The sequence below is a fragment of the Pseudomonas sp. 1121_17 genome, from assembly GCF_052850745.1.
In genome coordinates this window covers 359,727-376,496 of sequence record NZ_VXCX01000001.1, presented here as the reverse complement: position 1 = coordinate 376,496, position 16,770 = coordinate 359,727, and the positions used below count along the sequence as shown (strand labels likewise).

Here is a 16,770-nt window from a genome sequence, read left to right as displayed (position 1 = left end):
TGGAAAGCCTTGCGGACCGAGCAGCCATGCGTAACAACCAGCCGATTACCCAGAGAGAACGGACTTTCCCTGCCCAACAGCGGTTGATCTCCACCACCAATGCCAAGGGTGTGATCAGTTACTGTAACGATGCCTTCGTCGAAATCAGCGGTTTCTCACGCGAGGAATTGATCGGCGCTGCGCATAATCTGGTCCGCCACCCCGATGTCCCCGCAGCAGTGTTTGCCCACATGTGGCAGACCCTCAAGCAAGGCCTGCCGTGGATGGGTATCGTCAAGAACCGCTGCAAGAGCGGCGATCATTACTGGGTCAACGCCTACGTAACACCGATTTTCGACAACAACCAGGTAGTCGGTTACGAATCGGTGCGGGTCAAACCTACCGCTGAACAGATTCGCCGTGCCGAAGGCCTGTACCAGCGCCTCAATCAGGGCAAGTCGGCGATCCCCCGCCGCGACCGCTGGCTCCCGGTGCTGCAGGACTGGCTGCCGTTCATTCTGGTCAGTCAGGTCGGCTTCCTGATCGGCAACTGGCTGGGCCATTCCTGGGGCTTCGCCCTCGCTGCCGGCCTGTCGGTACCGTTGGGTCTGCTCGGTTTGAGCTGGCAGCAACGCGGCCTCAAGCGCCTGCTCGGTCTGGCTGAGCAAACCACCTCCGACCCGCTGATCGCGCAGATGTACACCGACAGCCGCGGCGTACAGGCGCGTCTTGAGATGGCCATGCTCAGCCAGGACGCGCGGATGAAGACCTGCCTTACCCGCTTGCAGGACAGCGCCGAACACCTGAGCGATCAGGCGCGTCAGTCCGATGTCCTGGCTCACCAGAGCTCATCGGGCCTGGAACGCCAGCGCGTGGAAACCGAGCAGGTCGCAGCTGCCGTCAACCAGATGGCCGCGACCACCCAGGAAGTTGCCAACCACGTGCAGCGCACTGCCGATGCCACCCAGGAAGCCAATCGCCTGACCAGCCAGGGCCGGCAGATCGCCGGGGAAACCCGGGATGCAATTGCTCGCTTGTCTACCGCCGTCGGCGAAACCGGGCAAACCGTGACCCAACTGGCCAAGGACAGCGACGAGATCGGCGGCGTGGTCGATGTGATCAAAGGCATTGCCGATCAGACCAACCTGCTGGCCTTGAACGCTGCCATCGAAGCCGCCCGCGCCGGCGAAATGGGCCGCGGTTTTGCCGTGGTGGCTGACGAAGTGCGTCAGCTGGCGCAACGCACCGCCGAATCCACCGGGCAGATCCACGGCTTGATTGCCAAGCTGCAACAGACGGCAAGCAGCGCCGTGTTGACCATGGAAAGTGGCCATCGCCAGGCGCAGGAAGGCGTTGCCCGGGTTATGGAAGCGGACCAGGCGCTGATCGGCATTAGCGAAGCGGTGGCCAACATCACCGACATGGCGACCCAGATCGCAGCGGCAACCGAAGAGCAAACCGCCGTGGCTGACGAAATCAGCCGCAACATCAGCACCATTGCCAGCCTTGCTGACGAAACCGCCGAACAAGCACAGCACTCGGCTTTGCTCAGCGAAGAGCTGACCAGCACGGCGGGGACTCAGTACTCACTGGTGGAGCGCTTCAACCGTTGATGTGCTGACGGAGCCGTTATCGCTGGGGAACCTGCGATGACGGCCGTTTACCAGTCCAGCGCCAGCCGAGTTTCGAAACAGCGCTCGCTGCCGTCCAGCGGATCGGCAAAGCGCAGGCTCTGCGCCAATAGTTTCAAGGGCCGCTGATAGTCATCCTCGACCGCCTGCAGTTGCGGGTAAAACGGGTCGTTGCAGATGCCCGCCCCCAACGCGGCCATGTGCACGCGCAACTGGTGTGTCTTGCCGGTTACCGGCGACAGGCCATAGCGCCAGCAATCACCATTTTTCTCGATCACATGCGCCAGCGTCTCGCTGTTCTCTGCGCCGGGGACCTCGTGCATGCGGAAAAACGGTTCGCCGTGCACCAGCCTGCTGCGTCGCACCAGCGGAAAGTCGAGTTCAGGCAGTGCAGCGGCAATCGCCTGATACTGCTTGTCGATACGCCGTTCGGGGAACAGGCGCTGATAGGCGCTGCGGGTCTCAGGGTTGGCCGAGAACATGACCAGTCCTGCCGTATGCCGGTCGATGCGATGCAAGGGCACCAGGTGCGGGTTGCCAAGCCGGCGGATGAGCCGACGGAGCAAAGTCTGCTCGACATATTCGCCTGTGGGTGTCACCGGCAGAAAGTGCGGCTTGTCGGCGATCACCAGGTGCTCGTCCATGTGCACAATCGATTCGTGCACCGGGATCGGTTTCTCGTTGGCCACTTCACGAAAATAATGCAGGCGCATGCCGCGTCGGTAAGGCAAATCTGCGCCGATTGCACGCCCTTCAGCGTCCAGTACCCGACCTCGGGCAAAACGGTCAAGCCATTGCTCGCGATCAATCGCCTTGAAGTGCTCACACAAGCAATCAAGCACCGTCTTCCACTCACCAGGCGGCAGGCATACCGTGCTGGCTTGTTGATGTGCAGGATCGAAAGGTGCGCTCATGTCAGGCTCAGGCAGTCAGTTAGCCGGCATTATCACCGATGGCCTGCGGCTCAGCCAGCTTCGGCCGTCTCGCAGCGCACCTTTAGCCAGCGCAGTACCTGCACGGCGTCCCAGCGGCCAGGATCGTACAGCGCATAAACCAGGCCTTGATAGCCGACGACATCCAGCGGTCGGTGAAAACCGGCCCGTTGAAACAACGCCTCGACTTCAGCGAAGCAGGTATTGAAGTGGACCTTGCCAAAGGGCGTCCGGTCATCCGTGACCAGGCCCTCGAGACGCAGCTCCAGAACGGCGTCGGCTACACGCTCGGGCGCCATCCTGTTGATGCTGTATTTCAGTTGCTCGACATTGAGCATCGCTTCACCCTGACACTGTATTTATATACAGCATACGAAGTTGTTCCGGCTTTCGTCAAATGGCGGGCGTTTTCATTGGACGCCCGGTAGGTAGCCGCCGCCTCGTTGAATAGTCAGTACCTGACGGCGTGGCTGCTCGGTCGAGACAGCCAGGTGGACCCAGCTGTCGAACTCGAGAATCAACTGATCGAACATGATGTCACTGTCGCGAATCCGTATTGCAACTTGGCGTGCGGGAATGTTCAAAGCCGTGAAGTCAGCCGCCAGCCCCAGTACATGAGCGCTTTGCGGTGTGCCGCCGACCTTCTGGTTGAGCGCCTGGCTACGAAAGCCGCTGGTAATCGTCAGTGGCACCTGGAGCAGACTACGCACGTGCTCGAGTACGCCGCATAACAGGCCCAGGTTCGCCAACGCGGCGGGTGGCGGCGTGTTATCCAGACCTGCAAGCGCTGCTGTGCTGGAAGCGGTCATTTCGGCTAGCGTGAAGTGGGGGGTGATGAACATCACGGACCTCTGCGTGGCTGATGGCAAGGCTCGCTCATGGCGGGCCAGGGCCGATCATCTGTCACCACACAGGTTTGCACACGAGGGACGCGCCGCCGCTGGTGCGATCATTACCTGAGGAAAGCCACCACCTGTTCGCTATCGAACGGCCAGTGCAACTCATCGCCTGAATCGCACCGACGCAGCACCGGGATAATCAATCCATAGCGCTCGAACAAGGCCTGCTGCTCGCTGATATCGACCAACTCCACCAGCAGGCCGCGCTCGACGAATGGCATCAGCACGGCTTCGGCGACTTCGCACAGGTGGCACCCAAGGGTGCCCAGCAGTTGGCATTCCGGAAGCATGGCGGGCCTGCGCACAATGGGGGGGTGAACTTATTGTAAAGTCCAGCCCGCACGCGTCAATCCTGGCTGGTGGCACCGATTCGATGCAGCGACAGGTCTGCCCCCTGAAACTCCTGCTCATGGCTCAGACGCAAGCCCAGCGTAGCCTTGAGCAAGCCATACACGACCAGGCCACCGGTCAATGCCACGAGTACACCGCCGAGGCTGCCGATCAGCTGACTGATCATGCTCACCCCGCCCAGGCCACCCAGGCTCGGCTGGGCAAAGATCCCGCAGGCGATCCCGCCCCACACTCCGCAAACGCCATGCAGTGGCCAGACGCCGAGAACGTCGTCGATTTTCCAGCGGTTCTGCGCAGCGGTGAAACACCAGACGAACAGCCCACCAGCTACTACGCCGGTGAGCAGCGCGCCAAGTGGATGCATCAGGTCGGAGCCGGCACAGACTGCTACCAGTCCTGCCAACGGACCGTTGTGCAGAAAACCCGGGTCATTGCGTCCGGCCAGCAGCGCTGCCAGGGTGCCGCCCACCATTGCCATCAGCGAATTGATCGCCACCAGGCCACTGATCCCTTGCAGGCTCTGCGCGCTCATGACGTTGAAGCCGAACCAGCCGATGATCAGGATCCAAGAGCCCAGCGCGAGAAACGGAATGCTCGAGGGAGCAAAGGCGATAAGTCGCCCGTCACGATAACGCCCACGCCGTGCGCCAAGCAACAACACCGCTGCCAGGGCCAGCCAGCCGCCCATGGCATGCACTACCACCGAGCCAGCGAAGTCGTGAAACGGCGCACCGAAGCGCTGTTGCAGCCAGTCCTGCAAGCCAAAATTGCCGTTCCACACAACGCCTTCATAGAACGGGTAGACGAACGCCACAATCAGCGCTGTCGCGCATAACTGCGGGGCGAAGCGAGCACGTTCGGCGATACCGCCAGAGATGATCGCGGGAATGGCCGCTGCGAAGGTGATCAGGAAAAAGCACTTCACCAAGACGTAGCCATGATCGCTGGCCAGCGTCGCTGCCGGCTGCAGGAAGGTCACCCCATAAGCAACCCAGTAACCGACGAAAAAGTACACCAGCGCCGAAATGGCAAAGTCGCTGAGGATCTTCGACAGTGCGTTGACCTGATTCTTGTGGCGAACCGTACCTACTTCCAGAAAGGCAAAACCGGCATGCATCGCAAGCACCAGAATGGCGCCCATCAGTAAGAAAAGCGTGTTGGAACCGTGGACCAGAGAGTCCATTGCGCTGTGGGTGTTTTCCATGAAGTTGGCAGACCTGCTGAAAAAGGCACCATGACAGTTCAAAAACCGGCATCCCTGCACCGAATCGGTGCCCGCCCCGCTGCCCTGTTCTGGTGAGGCCTGGCGGAACGTGCGTGGTTTTTTCTTGGGTTTGTCGTGGATTGGGTTAAGGTTTATCGGTATGTGCAGACGTGATGCGCGAAATCGTCGCAGCCGCTGCTGGCACGCCCCAATACTTAACAAACACTTAGCAAACGCCATACCAGCAACTGCAGTGAACCTTCACAACAGCCATCACTCGAATTATCCACATACCTCAACAGGGAGAGACCCAATGGCCAGCAAATCGGCAAAGAATGCTCAAGAGATATTGATGGCTGACTTCCAGGCGCTAGTACGCGACACCGAGCGGCTGCTGGCGGACACGGCCAATCTGGCGGGTGATCAGGCTGACGAATTGCGCGAACAGATCCATGCGCGCCTCGAAGAAGCTCGTGCCAACCTGCAGGTGACTCAGGAATCGGTGCGCGCACGCGGTCAGGAAGCGGTTGTTCAAGCTGAAGCCTATGTCCAGGAAAACCCTTGGCAGGCTATCGGCATTGCTGCAGGTGTCGGCCTGCTGATCGGGCTGCTGGCCAACCGCCGCTGAGGTAACTTCATGGAAAATGACGCCTCCACTGGCGCAACCGGCAAGCGCCTCGGCGCTGCCGTGCTTGGCCTGCTGCACAGCCACATTGAGCTGTTCGGCATCGAGCTGCAGGAGCAGAAAGGCCGTACATTGAAGCTGCTGCTGTTCGCAGGCATGGCATTGGTATTTGCCCTGCTGTTGTTGTCGGCATTGTCTGGTCTGCTGCTGGTACTGGTCTGGGACAGTTATCGCCTGGCCGGGATCATCGGTCTGTGCGTGTTCTACTGCCTCGCCACGCTGTACTGCGCTGTTCGCCTGAAAGCTGCGGTATTCGATGACTCTTCACCGTTCAGCTCCACACTTGAGGAGCTTGCCAAGGATCGGGAGCGACTGTTGCCATGAGCCTGCCTGAACTTCCCAATACGCGTAATCCGCGCGAGCTGCGCAAGGCGCTGTTGCGTCTGCGCCTCGAAATGCACCGCCAGGAAATCCGCCAGGAATCGGCGCAACTGCTCGAGCCAGTCCGTCGCCTGCGCGGCATAGGTAGCTCTGTGCAGCAAGGGCTGGGGATCAAGCATGCGCCGTTATGGGGCATAGCCGGCGTGGTTTTGATGGGCTTTCTGACTGGCAAGGGTGCCCGCGGTGGTGGCCTTACCCGCTTGCTGCGCCTGGGCGGCACGTTGCTGCCCTTGGCCAGACTGTTCCTGCACAACGGTCGACGCCGCTAGCAGCGACTGCGCCTGCCCCTTGCGCAGGCGCAGCGCTACCCTGAAGCTATGGCGATTATCCGATCGGAGAGCGAGCCTTGGACTGGGATACCCTGCTGACCCGTGAGCGCCTGGGCAAGGCCCTGTACAGCCCTGAGGAACTAGGGCGCAGTCCTTTCCACAAGGACCACGACCGGATCATCTTTTCCGGTGCGTTTCGCCGGCTTGGACGCAAGACTCAAGTCCACCCGGTGTCGAGCAACGACCATATTCATACCCGCCTGACCCATTCGCTGGAAGTGAGCTGCGTCGGCCGCTCACTCGGCATGCGTGTGGGCGAGACCTTGCGCGACGAGCTGCCGGCCTGGTGCGAGCCGAGTGACCTGGGCATGATCGTGCAGTCGGCGTGCCTGGCCCATGACATCGGTAATCCGCCATTCGGCCACTCTGGCGAAGATGCTATCCGCTCATGGTTCCAGCAGGCGGCAGGCCGCGGCTGGCTGGACGGCATGAGCGACGAGCAACGCGCTGACTTTCTCAATTTCGAAGGCAATGCGCAGGGCTTTCGGGTGCTCACACAGTTGGAGTATCACCAGTTCGATGGCGGTACCCGGCTGACCTACGCCACCCTCGGCACCTACCTTAAATACCCGTGGAGCTCGCGTCACGCCGATGCCCTGGGCTACAAGAAGCACAAGTTCGGCAGCTATCAGAGCGAGCTGCCGTTGCTCGAGCAGATCGCACGCAAGCTGGGCCTGCCGCAGCTCGAGGAGCAACGCTGGGCACGCCATCCGCTGGTGTACCTGATGGAGGCTGCCGACGATATCTGCTACGCCTTGATCGACCTTGAAGACGGGGTCGAGATGGAGCTGCTGCAATATGCCGAAGTCGAAGCGCTGCTGCTGGACCTGGTCGGTGACGACCTGCCCGAGACCTACCGCCAGCTCGGCGCCAACGATTCGCGCCGGCGCAAGCTGGCGATCCTGCGCGGCAAAGCTATCGAACACCTGACCAATGCCGCCGCCGAAGCATTCGTCGAGCAACAACGGGCGTTGCTCAGCGGGCAGCTGGCCGGCGATCTGGTCGAGCACATGCACGGCCCTGCCAAGCGCTGTGTACTGCAGGCCAAGGACATGGCGCGAAAAAAGATCTTCCAAGACAAGCGCAAGACGCTGCACGAGATTGGTGCCTATACCACGCTTGAGATCCTGCTCAACGCGTTTTGCGGCGCGGCCCTGGAGCAGCATGGCGGGCGTACACCGTCATTCAAAAGCCGGCGCGTGCTCGATCTGATCGGTAATCACGCGCCTAGCCCTGATGACACGCTGCACAGTGCCTTTCTGCGGATGATTGATTTCATCGCTGGTATGACCGACAGCTATGCCAGCGAGATGGCTTGTGAGATGACTGGGCGTTCCAGCCCGACTTGAATACGGCAAACTTAGGCAGATTTCAGCCAGTATCGGGGCCGCTGTGCGGCCCCGGCTAAGTGAAGGTTAGCAGTGTATATAGATGAACCAATCTTACGCATATCGATTAACCAACCCCAACTAACAGCCACACACCACGTTACTAATTTCTTGGCACATATAAACATCTCGTTTCAATAATCATCGACCATGTAGTCTCTTGCTGTAGTCCATTTCCCATATACGACTGACAAACGCTTGTTGCCTGCTTCCTGCCGCCCATCTGGGTTAAAGTGCGTGCTGTTCACGCCATCTGTCCCAATGGAATGTAAACTATGCAATCCGTATTTATTGTCGACGACCATCCGGTTATTCGCTTGGCCGTACGCATGCTACTGGAAAACCAGGGTTACAAGATCGTCGGTGAGTCTGACAACGGCGTCGACGCCATGCAGATGATTCGCGAAACACGCCCTGATCTGGTCATCCTTGACATCGCTATCCCACGACTGGATGGGCTCGAAGTGCTGGCGCGTTTCCAGAGCATGGCCCTGCCCATGAAGGTGCTGGTACTAACTGCCCAGTCACCCGCGCTGTTCGCCATTCGCTGCATGCATTCGGGCGCCTCGGGCTATGTCTGCAAGCAGGAAGACTTGAGCGAGTTGATCAGTGCAATCAAGGCCGTACTTGCCGGCTACAACTATTTCCCCAGCCAGGTACTACAGGGCGAGACCGAAAGCAGCAAGTCAGAGATAAGTCTTTTCCGGCAAGTAAACGACCGAGAACTGATGGTGCTGCAACTTTTCGCGCAAGGTCGAAGCAACAAGGAAATCGCTTCAGGCATGTTTCTCAGCAACAAGACCGTGAGCACTTACAAGAAGCGCCTAATGCAGAAACTCAAAGTAGGCACTCTGGTCGACCTGATTGACGTGGCAAAGCGGAACGCGCTGGTGTGATGCTGCGCGTGGGACGTTACCTGACGTGTTTGTGCCTTGCCCTCGCTGCACCTGGCTTGTCGGCAGTGGCCGAGGAACATGAGCCTACGGCCCTGACCATGCTCAAACGCGCATCAGCCCAGCCAAGTCGCCCCAAGCTCAGCGTCGAGCAGCGCAACTGGCTCGAGAAGAAACAGCGACTGACACTTGGCACCTCCTTCCCCGATTACGCCCCGTTCGATATCACCAGCGGTGGCCGTGACTACCAGGGCATTACCGCTGAGTATGCGGCGGTGATCGGCACCGCCCTCGGGCTACCGGTGACTGTATTGCGCTTCGACAATCGTCTGGATGCCGTCGAGGCGCTCAAGCAGGGTCGGATCGACCTGCTGGGCAGCGCCAACGGTTTCGAAGCCGCAGCACAAGGGCTGGGGCTGTCGGCCCCCTATGCGGTCGACCAACCGGTGCTGGTGACCCGCGAAGACGAGGTACGCCCGTTGAACAAGGGTCTCAACGGCATGCGCCTGAGTATGCTGTATCACTACCTGCCACCCAAGGATGTACGGCAGACCTACCCCAATGCCTCCCTGCTGACATTCGGCTCGTCGACACAGGCCCTAAACGCGGTTGCCTTTGGGCAGGCCGACGTGTTCATAGGCGATACCATTTCCACCTATTACCAACTCAATCAGGGCCACCTGCCGCGCCTGCGCATGGCCAATTTCGGCCAACATGAAGCCGTGGGTTTCAGCTTCGCCATGCGCCGCGACGACGAAATGCTCAAAGGCCTGGTCAATCTCGCGCTGCAAAGCCAGCCGCTGGTAGTGCAGACCAATATTCTCAAGCGCTGGAGCTCCGGTAGCGACGTTCTGCTGAGCGAGCGCAAGTTGCAGTTGAGCGCCGCCGAAGAGCAGTGGCTGAGGCAACATCCGTTGTTGCGGGTGGTCATCGACGAAACGGCCGCTCCGGTGTCCTACTTCGACGCGGCCGGGCAGTTTCGCGGCATTACCGCAGACCTGCTGGAGATGCTCCGGCTGCGTACAGGCCTGCATTTCGAAATTCAGCGTGCGGGCAGTGTTGGCGACATGCTCACGCGCCTCGCCGACGGTCGTGCCGATGTCATCGCAGCACTGCCGATGCAAGAGCAGCGCAACACTCAATTGCAGGTGACCCGCCCCTATCTGGAGAGCTCGCTGGTGCTGGTCACGCGGCACAGCGAAACCGCCAGCTCATTCGAGCAACTCAAGGGCAAGCGGGTTGCCGTCACACGCGGCAGCGCAGCCGCGCAATTGCTCGCCCAACAGTATCCGGAGGTCATGGCTATCCACACCGAAAGCCCGTACTACTCCGTGACGCTGCTCAGCAGCAGCGCAGTCGACGCCGCCGTCAGCACGTTGATCGATGCCAATCACGCGCTGGCCAGCGACCCGGATCTGGTGATTCGCAACACGGTGGGCACCGAACCGGCCAGCTTTGCGATGGCAAGCGCGAGCAATGCGCAGCCGCTGGCAGCCATCCTCGACAAAGCCTTGCTGAGCATCTCTCCAGAAGAACTCGGGGTGATCTACAATCGCTGGAGTGGCCTCACTGCAAAGGACGATGCCTACTGGCGGCAAATGCGCCAACTTGCCCTGCAGATTACATTGGGGATCGGCTCGCTGCTGTTGCTGGCGCTGATCTGGAACGCCTATCTGCGTCGGCAGATTCGTCATCGGCAACGCGTAGAACGCGCCCTCAGCGATCAGCTCGAATTCATGCGGGTAATGCTCGATGGCACGCCTCATCCGCTGTTTGTGCGGGGTCGTGATGGCAAGTTGCAAAGCTGCAACGACAGTTATCTGAAAGCGATGGACGCCTGTGCGCAAGACGTCATTGGCAAACGCCTGGAAGAGAGCCTGGGCAGCCAGCATGCCTCTACGCATCAGATCGAAGCCGACTATCAGCAGGTCATGGCCGCCGGCGAGCCGTTGATCCTTGATCGCCAGCTCCGCCTGAAAGACCGCGAGTTGACCGTGTACCACTGGGTCTTGCCTTATCGCGACTCCCTGGGCGAAGTGCAGGGCATCATTGGCGGCTGGATCGATATCAGCGAGCGCCGCCAACTGGTGCAGGAGCTGCGCCTGGCAAAACAGCAGGCCGATGATGCCAACCGTGCCAAGAGCACCTTTCTGGCAACCATCAGCCATGAAATTCGCACCCCGATGAACGCAGTCATCGGCATGCTCGAACTCGCCGTCAGGCACGCCGACCAAGGCCGCGTGGACAAACCGGCACTGGAAGTCGCCTACCATTCTGCCACCGACCTGCTGGGCCTGATCGGAGATATCCTGGATATCGTGCGGATTGAATCCGGGCACATGAGCCTGGCGCCAGAGCCGGTCGAGCTGGCCACTCTGATCAAATCCGTGGCCCGGGTATTTGAAGGCCAGGCACGTGAAAAGGGCCTGGCGCTGGAAGTCCAGATCGAGCCGAGCGCACAACGTCACGTCCTGCTCGACCCACTGCGTTTCAAGCAAGTACTGAGCAATCTGCTCAGCAACGCGATCAAGTTCACCGACGTTGGCCAGGTCCGCGTACACGCACAGCTGCACCAGTCAGCTTCTGCGCCAACCACTCAACTGGAACTTGAGGTGCGCGACAGCGGCATCGGCATTCCCGAGCACGAAATACAAGGTCTGTTCAGTCCCTTCGTGCAGGCCAACACCCAGAGCGACGGTGCACGCTGCGGCACCGGGTTGGGCCTGACCATCAGCCGCACCCTGTGCGAAATGATGGGTGGCACACTGACCCTGCGCAGTTTGCAGGGGGTAGGCACCCAGGTCCGCCTGAGCATGCCGGTCTGCCCAGCCGGTGCGCCAGTGGCAGCCGAGGCGGCGATACGCCAGGTCGACGCGCTCAATCCCGACTTGCGCGTACTGGTCATCGACGACCATCCCGCCAACTTGATGCTGATGGCGCAGCAGTTGAATTTCATGGGGCTGCGCCACACCAGTGCCCGGGATGGCAATGAAGCCTTGCAATGTTGGTACAGCGATACGTTCGATGTGCTGCTGCTCGACTGCAACATGCCCCACATGAACGGCTATCAGGTGACGCGAGCCATCCGCGCTGAAGAGCGCGCCAGCGACCGGCCACACTGCGTCATTTTTGGCTACACCGCCAATGCCCAACCCGAAGTTCGCCAGCGCTGCCTGGATGCGGGCATGAACGACTGCCTGCTCAAGCCGATAAGCTTGCGTACGCTGAGTGAGCACCTCGCCAATGTCACCCCATTGCCCGAATCTGCGGCGCTACAGCCCCGCCGAGCGGCGTTCGACGTCGCCAGTGTGAGGAGGGTTGCTGGCGACGACCCGGCAGATCAAAAGCGTTTTCTGCAGCTGTTGCAGCAGAGCCTGAAGGATGACTGCACAGTGCTGATGAGCCTTGATCCAGAGCAGCAAGCCCTGGCCATCGTCGAGCAGGCACACAAAATCCTCAGCGCCGCACGGATGCTGGATGCCCAGGCAATGATGGAGGTGTGCGAGCTGCTCGCCAGTGGCGAACTGACGCTGCACGAGTTGAAGCTGAAGCGGCAGGCCTTGGCCAGGCACATGCGCAGAAGTGAAAAAGCCCTGAGCCGTCAGCTGGGCTGAGCGTTCAGGGCTTTGGCATGGCGGCGCGCCGACAGCGCCCGCCAGGCTGGATCAGGAAGCCGAGTTGATCGGCTTTTCCGGATACCAGGCGTCGAGCAGCGGGCTGACTTTGACTTCGGTCAGCTCGTTACGGCCCTTGAGCCACGCTTCGACAGCAGCACGCTGCTCTTCGCTGACCGAGCCACGCTCGGCCAGGCAGACCAGACCGAAGTCATCGCCGCCGACGTAGTCCAGGCCGTTGGCGTCCATGGCTTCTACCAGGAAGGCGTCGAGGAAGGCATCGATGGCTTCTTCAGACAGGTCTTCCTTGAAACCAAGGTTCAGTTCGAAGCCCAGCTCCTGGAATTCATCTACGCAGAGTTTTTTGCGCAGACGGCGGGAACGGTTGGTAGCCATGAAACAATCCTCTTAAGTAATTACGGGCGGCACTTTACCAGTTTCCGGGGCGCAGCGGCGCTTTTGTGTCGAACCCGGCACATACAGGACGCGCTTGGGGCATAATGCCCGCTATATTTCGATCTGGGGCCACCATCTTTTACAGCCCCGTTATTTCCCCCTCGCCCGCAGGGTTTTCGTACTTATGATCAAAGCGCTCCGCCCACTGCTGCTCGCCGGCCTGATGCTGCCTCTGGCCATGCCCACTCAGGCCGCCGTCAACACCACCTTGCCGCCCAAGGTGCAACAGGCTCTCAAGACCAACAAATTGCAGGACAACGCCCTGTCGCTGGTCATGCTGCCCCTCGATGGCCCCGGTACGGCAACGGTGTTCAATGCCGATGTGTCGGTCAACCCGGCCTCAACCATGAAACTGGTTACCACCTACGCCGCCCTCGAGCTGCTTGGCCCGACCTTTCAATGGAAAACCGAGTTCTACACCGATGGCACCCTGAACAATGGCGTGCTCAACGGCAACCTGTACCTCAAGGGTGGCGGCGATCCCAAACTGAACATGGAAAAGCTCTGGCTGCTGATGCGTGACCTGCGCGCCAACGGCGTGCGCACCGTCACCGGTGACCTGGTGCTGGACCGCAGCCACTTCGTGCAGCCCAACCTGCCCCACTTCGACGATGACGGCGGCGACACCAACAAGCCGTTTCTGGTCAAGCCAGACTCGTTGCTGGTCAACCTCAAGGCGCTGCGTTTCGTTGCTCGCAATGACGGCGGCAAGGTCATGATTGCAGTCGAACCGCCGATTGCCAGTATCCGCATCGACAATCAGGTCAAGGCTGTCGCCTCCAAGCAGTGCGCCGGTGAGGTCCGCTATAACCCGCAGGTCAGACCAGACGGTGTCACCGTAGTGGTCAGCGGCCAACTGGGCGAAGGCTGCAACTCGCAGACCTATCTGGCCCTGCTCGACCACCCTGCCTACGCGGCAGGTGCCGTTCGCGCAATCTGGAACGAACTGGGCGGCACCATCCAGGGTGGCGATCGCATCGAGAACGTGCCGAAAAGCGCCCGAGTACTGGCGCGGGCATTCTCGCCCGACCTGGTCGAGGTGATCCGCGACATCAACAAATACAGCAACAACACCATGGCTCAGCAGCTGTTCCTGAGCCTGGGCGCGCAGTTCCGCACCGATGCCGATGGCGATGACGCGCGCGCCGCACAACGGGTCGTGCGTCAGTGGATGGCGAAAAAAGGTATCACCTCACCGCACCTGGTGATGGAGAACGGCTCTGGCCTGTCCCGCGCTGAACGTGTCAGCACACGTGAAATGGCGACCCTGCTGCAGGCGGCCTGGAACAGCCCTTACGCTGCTGAATTCATCAGCTCGATGCCGCTGGTGGGCATGGACGGAACCATGCGCAAGCGCCTTAAACGCACTGCCATGACCGGCCAGGCGCATATCAAGACGGGCACTCTGAATACCGTGCGCGCAATCGCCGGCTTCAGCCGCGACAGCAACGGCCACACCTGGGCAGTGGCGGCGATCCTGAATGATCCCAAGCCATGGGGTGCGTCACAAGTGCTTGATCAGGTGCTGCTTGAGCTGTATCGCCAGCCGAAGCTGAACACTGGCACCGCCGCATCGGGGCTCTGAACCAAGCAGTCTGAGCAGCGCGTGCCAGCCGCCGCGGCGCTGCTCGGCAGGCAGATCAGGCCTACTTAAGGCTGCACTACTTCAACTCGGTCGCGGCCACCCTGCTTGGCCGCGTACACCCCGGCATCGGCGCGCAGCAGCAGTGCATCGGCGCCCTCCCCCGGGTGCCAGGCAGCCACGCCGAAGCTTGCCGTGACCTTGCCGACCCCGTTGATCACCAGACTGCGTACACCCTGCCACAGCTCCAGCGCCAGGGTGCGCGCCTGCGCGATATCGCTACCGGGGCACAGCACCATGAACTCCTCGCCGCCGAGCCGGCAGAACACGTCCGTACGGCGCAGACGATGGCTGATGTGCTGGCACAGACTGCGCAGGACATCGTCACCTACCGCATGCCCGTGCTGATCGTTGATGCGCTTGAAGTGATCGACATCGAGCATGATCACCGCCAGCTCCAGGCCATCACGCGCGGCGCGATCAAGCTCGATCTTCAGCCGCTCCTGGAAGTAGCGGCGGTTGTGAATACCGGTCAACACGTCGGTAATCGATAGCGCGCGCAGCTCGTGCTCGACCCGCTTGGGCTCGGAAACGTCGGTCAGATAGCCATGCCACAAAGTGCAGCCCGCCTCGCCCAGTTCAGGCGTGGCCTCACCGCGTACCCAGCGCAGACCGGCCTGCGGCAGAATCACCCGATACTCTTCGCGCCACGGGGCAAGATGCTCTGCCGAGTAACGGATCGAGCGCAGCACCCGCTCCAGGTCATCAGGATGAATCCGCTCGGTAATCAGCGCCGCATCCTCGCGCAGCTGATGCAAGTCGATCTCGTAGATGTCGAACAAGCCCTGGCTGGCGTAGGGGAAACATGTATGTCCAGACGCATCCAGACGGTATTGATAGATGCCTCCGGGCACTTCAGCACTGAGTTTCTCCAGCAGCCGATCACGCACCGCCAGTGCTTCATGCACGCGGCGCCGTTCGGTGACATCAATGCAGATTGCCAGGTAGCCGACCCAACGGCTGTGCTCATCGAGCACCGGGCTGACCAGCATGGTCGCCAGCAGCTGGCTGCCATCGCTACGTTGCAGGGTCCATTCGCCAGGCTGGTTGTCCGCGGCCTGCGCCGCATCGGCAAAGATTGCCTGAGCGCAGCTGATGTCGCGGCCGTGCTGCTGGCTCAGGGCCTGGGCGCGCTGGTGCAACTCGTCCGCCTGAATCAGCGCGGGCAGATCAAGCCGGCCGACCACTTCGCTGGCGGCATAACCCAGCATGCGCTCGGCGCCAGCATTGAAGGTGATGATCCGGCCCTTGAGGTCAGTGGCGATAATCGCCACCTGAGTTGCCGCATCGAGCACGCTGCGCAGTTGGTTATGGGTGCCCCTGAGGGACTGCTCACTGATGCGCAATTCGGCCGTGCGCTGCTCGACCAGCTTCAATGCGCGCTGGCGCTGGCTGAGCACGCTGTACAGCAAAGCGCCGAGCAGCAGGCTCAGCAGCGCCCCAAGTAGCGCCACCGCCGGCACCAACGATGAACGATTGGCGTGCACGAAGCTTTGGCTGGGACGAATCAGCATCTGATAGGGATAACCAGCCAGCTGCAGTTGACGGGCACTGCTCATTGCCAGCGGCGCTGCCGGGTTGAGCGACTGGTACAGCAGGTTTTGCCCGCTGCCATCGCTGATGCGCACCACCAGGTCGTCGTCCGTTGCAGCTGACACGCCCTCGCTGACCAAGCGCTGCAAGTCGAGCAGGACAATCACATAGCCACTGGGTACACCGTCACCTGCAACATTGGCGAAGACTGGAGCAAGCATCATCAGCACTACCGCCGCCGGCTGCTCTGGCAGCTGCCATGGCGCGGACACCGCCATGCTGCCTGGGGTAGTCGCGCGCACCAAAGTGCTTTGCACGCGTCTCAGGTTGAACAGCTCCAGGGCAGAAGGCAGCCCAGGCAGATTGGAAGTTTGCACAAAGCGTATGGGGTAGGCGTGGCCGCGCAATGCTAAGGGCTGTACCTGCGCCTGGCCGCCAGCATCACTGGACGCATCGTGGACAGCCAGTTCGGCACTCGCCCCCCACCTGGCGGTGGCAACGGCGGGCGCCCAGGCGTAGGCCAAAGTGCGCTGCAACAGCGGTTTGACGTAACCCTGAAATTCGCCTGCGGTGACATTATCGGAATAACTGAAAAAGCGCCGCAGGCTATCCAGGCGCTGTTGCTGGTCTGCCAGGCGTTCGGCAATGCGGCTGTAGCGGTCTGCGGCCAGCAGCTCGAAGCGCTGGCGCAGTTGCTGTTTGGAGAAGCTGTACGCGGCGGTCGTCAGCGCCGCCGTGAACAAAGCGCCGCTGATTACCGCCAGCAGCGCCAACGCCCAGGCCGGTAATGCCTGATAGAGCAGGCCAAACACATTCGCACGCACCTTCGACATAGAGCGATCTCGTCACGTCA

15 protein-coding genes are annotated in these 16,770 nt (G+C 60.9%); 8 read left to right on the top strand and 7 right to left on the bottom strand.

The features are described from left to right. Window positions 1-26 precede the first annotated feature (26 nt). Window positions 27-1,592 (top strand): methyl-accepting chemotaxis protein, encoded by a 1,566-nt coding sequence (locus FW789_RS01760; RefSeq protein WP_103438050.1) that lies wholly within the window; start codon window positions 27-29, stop codon window positions 1,590-1,592. A 47-nt stretch (window positions 1,593-1,639) separates the two neighbouring features. On the opposite strand, the gene FW789_RS01755 is transcribed toward FW789_RS01760, so the two are convergent. The 5 genes from FW789_RS01755 to FW789_RS01735 form a co-directional block, all read right to left on the bottom strand. Continuing rightward, entirely contained in the window at window positions 1,640-2,524 is an 885-nt protein-coding gene (locus FW789_RS01755) for a pseudouridine synthase (protein ID WP_101321272.1), read from the bottom strand. Between the two features lie 50 nt (window positions 2,525-2,574). Further along, the gene (locus tag FW789_RS01750) at window positions 2,575-2,880 is read right to left on the bottom strand and encodes a transcriptional regulator (protein ID WP_101321275.1); all 306 of its coding nucleotides are present in this window, start codon (window positions 2,878-2,880) and stop codon (window positions 2,575-2,577) included. Window positions 2,881-2,952: 72 nt separating this feature from the next. Next, window positions 2,953-3,384 carry a D-Ala-D-Ala carboxypeptidase family metallohydrolase gene (locus FW789_RS01745; RefSeq protein ID WP_446430805.1) on the bottom strand — a complete coding sequence of 144 codons (432 nt, stop codon included), beginning with the start codon at window positions 3,382-3,384 and terminating at the stop codon, window positions 2,953-2,955. A 110-nt stretch (window positions 3,385-3,494) separates the two neighbouring features. Beyond that, window positions 3,495-3,731 carry a glutaredoxin family protein gene (locus FW789_RS01740; protein WP_101321279.1) on the bottom strand — a complete coding sequence of 79 codons (237 nt, stop codon included), beginning with the start codon at window positions 3,729-3,731 and terminating at the stop codon, window positions 3,495-3,497. A gap of 56 nt (window positions 3,732-3,787) precedes the next feature. Then, on the bottom strand, window positions 3,788-4,996 hold the full coding sequence (locus tag FW789_RS01735; protein WP_446430804.1) for an ammonium transporter: 1,209 nt from the start codon (window positions 4,994-4,996) through the stop codon (window positions 3,788-3,790). Between the two features lie 313 nt (window positions 4,997-5,309). Between FW789_RS01735 and FW789_RS01730 the strand changes: the two genes are divergently transcribed. The 6 genes from FW789_RS01730 (at window position 5,310) to FW789_RS01705 (ending at window position 12,286) form a co-directional block, all read left to right on the top strand. Continuing rightward, the gene (locus tag FW789_RS01730) at window positions 5,310-5,624 is read left to right on the top strand and encodes a DUF883 family protein (RefSeq protein WP_101321284.1); all 315 of its coding nucleotides are present in this window, start codon (window positions 5,310-5,312) and stop codon (window positions 5,622-5,624) included. 9 nt (window positions 5,625-5,633) lie between these two features. After that, a complete protein-coding gene (locus FW789_RS01725) occupies window positions 5,634-6,005 on the top strand; it encodes a phage holin family protein (RefSeq protein ID WP_186699614.1) in 372 nt (123 codons plus the stop codon). Further along, window positions 6,002-6,331, top strand: coding sequence for a hypothetical protein (locus tag FW789_RS01720; protein WP_101321288.1), 330 nt, complete (start codon window positions 6,002-6,004; stop codon window positions 6,329-6,331). The genes FW789_RS01725 and FW789_RS01720 overlap by 4 nt, the downstream gene beginning before the upstream one ends. A gap of 77 nt (window positions 6,332-6,408) precedes the next feature. Beyond that, window positions 6,409-7,740, top strand: a complete 1,332-nt coding sequence (locus FW789_RS01715; RefSeq protein WP_103438058.1) for a deoxyguanosinetriphosphate triphosphohydrolase — start codon at window positions 6,409-6,411, stop codon at window positions 7,738-7,740. Between the two features lie 314 nt (window positions 7,741-8,054). After that, complete coding sequence (locus tag FW789_RS01710) at window positions 8,055-8,675, top strand: response regulator transcription factor (protein ID WP_186699616.1); 621 nt, start codon at window positions 8,055-8,057, stop codon at window positions 8,673-8,675. Window positions 8,676-8,683: 8 nt separating this feature from the next. Next, complete coding sequence (locus FW789_RS01705; protein WP_446431047.1) at window positions 8,684-12,286, top strand: response regulator; 3,603 nt, start codon at window positions 8,684-8,686, stop codon at window positions 12,284-12,286. A gap of 51 nt (window positions 12,287-12,337) precedes the next feature. Here FW789_RS01705 and FW789_RS01700 read toward each other — a convergent pair whose 3' ends face one another. Continuing rightward, the gene (locus FW789_RS01700; RefSeq protein ID WP_101321297.1) at window positions 12,338-12,682 is read right to left on the bottom strand and encodes a YggL family protein; all 345 of its coding nucleotides are present in this window, start codon (window positions 12,680-12,682) and stop codon (window positions 12,338-12,340) included. 184 nt (window positions 12,683-12,866) lie between these two features. Here FW789_RS01700 and dacB point away from each other — a divergent pair, with 184 nt between their 5' ends. Beyond that, a complete protein-coding gene (gene dacB / locus FW789_RS01695) occupies window positions 12,867-14,327 on the top strand; it encodes a D-alanyl-D-alanine carboxypeptidase/D-alanyl-D-alanine endopeptidase (protein ID WP_103438061.1) in 1,461 nt (486 codons plus the stop codon). A gap of 65 nt (window positions 14,328-14,392) precedes the next feature. On the opposite strand, the gene FW789_RS01690 is transcribed toward dacB, so the two are convergent. Then, the gene (locus FW789_RS01690; RefSeq protein WP_427115811.1) at window positions 14,393-16,750 is read right to left on the bottom strand and encodes a diguanylate cyclase; all 2,358 of its coding nucleotides are present in this window, start codon (window positions 16,748-16,750) and stop codon (window positions 14,393-14,395) included. Window positions 16,751-16,770 lie beyond the last annotated feature (20 nt).

Excerpts from the sequence above, each read along its gene's own strand:
- FW789_RS01745 (WP_446430805.1), bottom strand. The coding sequence starts at position 3,384 with ATGTTCATCACCCCCCACTTCACGCTAGCCGAAATGACCGCTTCCAGC.
- FW789_RS01735 (WP_446430804.1), bottom strand. The coding sequence starts at position 4,996 with ATGGAAAACACCCACAGCGCAATGGACTCTCTGGTCCACGGTTCCAAC.
- FW789_RS01750 (WP_101321275.1), bottom strand. The coding sequence starts at position 2,880 with ATGCTCAATGTCGAGCAACTGAAATACAGCATCAACAGGATGGCGCCC.
- FW789_RS01690 (WP_427115811.1), bottom strand. The coding sequence starts at position 16,750 with ATGTCGAAGGTGCGTGCGAATGTGTTTGGCCTGCTCTATCAGGCATTA.
- FW789_RS01725 (WP_186699614.1), top strand. The coding sequence starts at position 5,634 with ATGGAAAATGACGCCTCCACTGGCGCAACCGGCAAGCGCCTCGGCGCT.
- FW789_RS01720 (WP_101321288.1), top strand. The coding sequence starts at position 6,002 with ATGAGCCTGCCTGAACTTCCCAATACGCGTAATCCGCGCGAGCTGCGC.
- FW789_RS01730 (WP_101321284.1), top strand. The coding sequence starts at position 5,310 with ATGGCCAGCAAATCGGCAAAGAATGCTCAAGAGATATTGATGGCTGAC.
- FW789_RS01710 (WP_186699616.1), top strand. The coding sequence starts at position 8,055 with ATGCAATCCGTATTTATTGTCGACGACCATCCGGTTATTCGCTTGGCC.
- FW789_RS01755 (WP_101321272.1), bottom strand. The coding sequence starts at position 2,524 with ATGAGCGCACCTTTCGATCCTGCACATCAACAAGCCAGCACGGTATGC.
- FW789_RS01760 (WP_103438050.1), top strand. The coding sequence starts at position 27 with ATGCGTAACAACCAGCCGATTACCCAGAGAGAACGGACTTTCCCTGCC.
- FW789_RS01700 (WP_101321297.1), bottom strand. The coding sequence starts at position 12,682 with ATGGCTACCAACCGTTCCCGCCGTCTGCGCAAAAAACTCTGCGTAGAT.
- FW789_RS01740 (WP_101321279.1), bottom strand. The coding sequence starts at position 3,731 with ATGCTTCCGGAATGCCAACTGCTGGGCACCCTTGGGTGCCACCTGTGC.
- dacB (WP_103438061.1), top strand. The coding sequence starts at position 12,867 with ATGATCAAAGCGCTCCGCCCACTGCTGCTCGCCGGCCTGATGCTGCCT.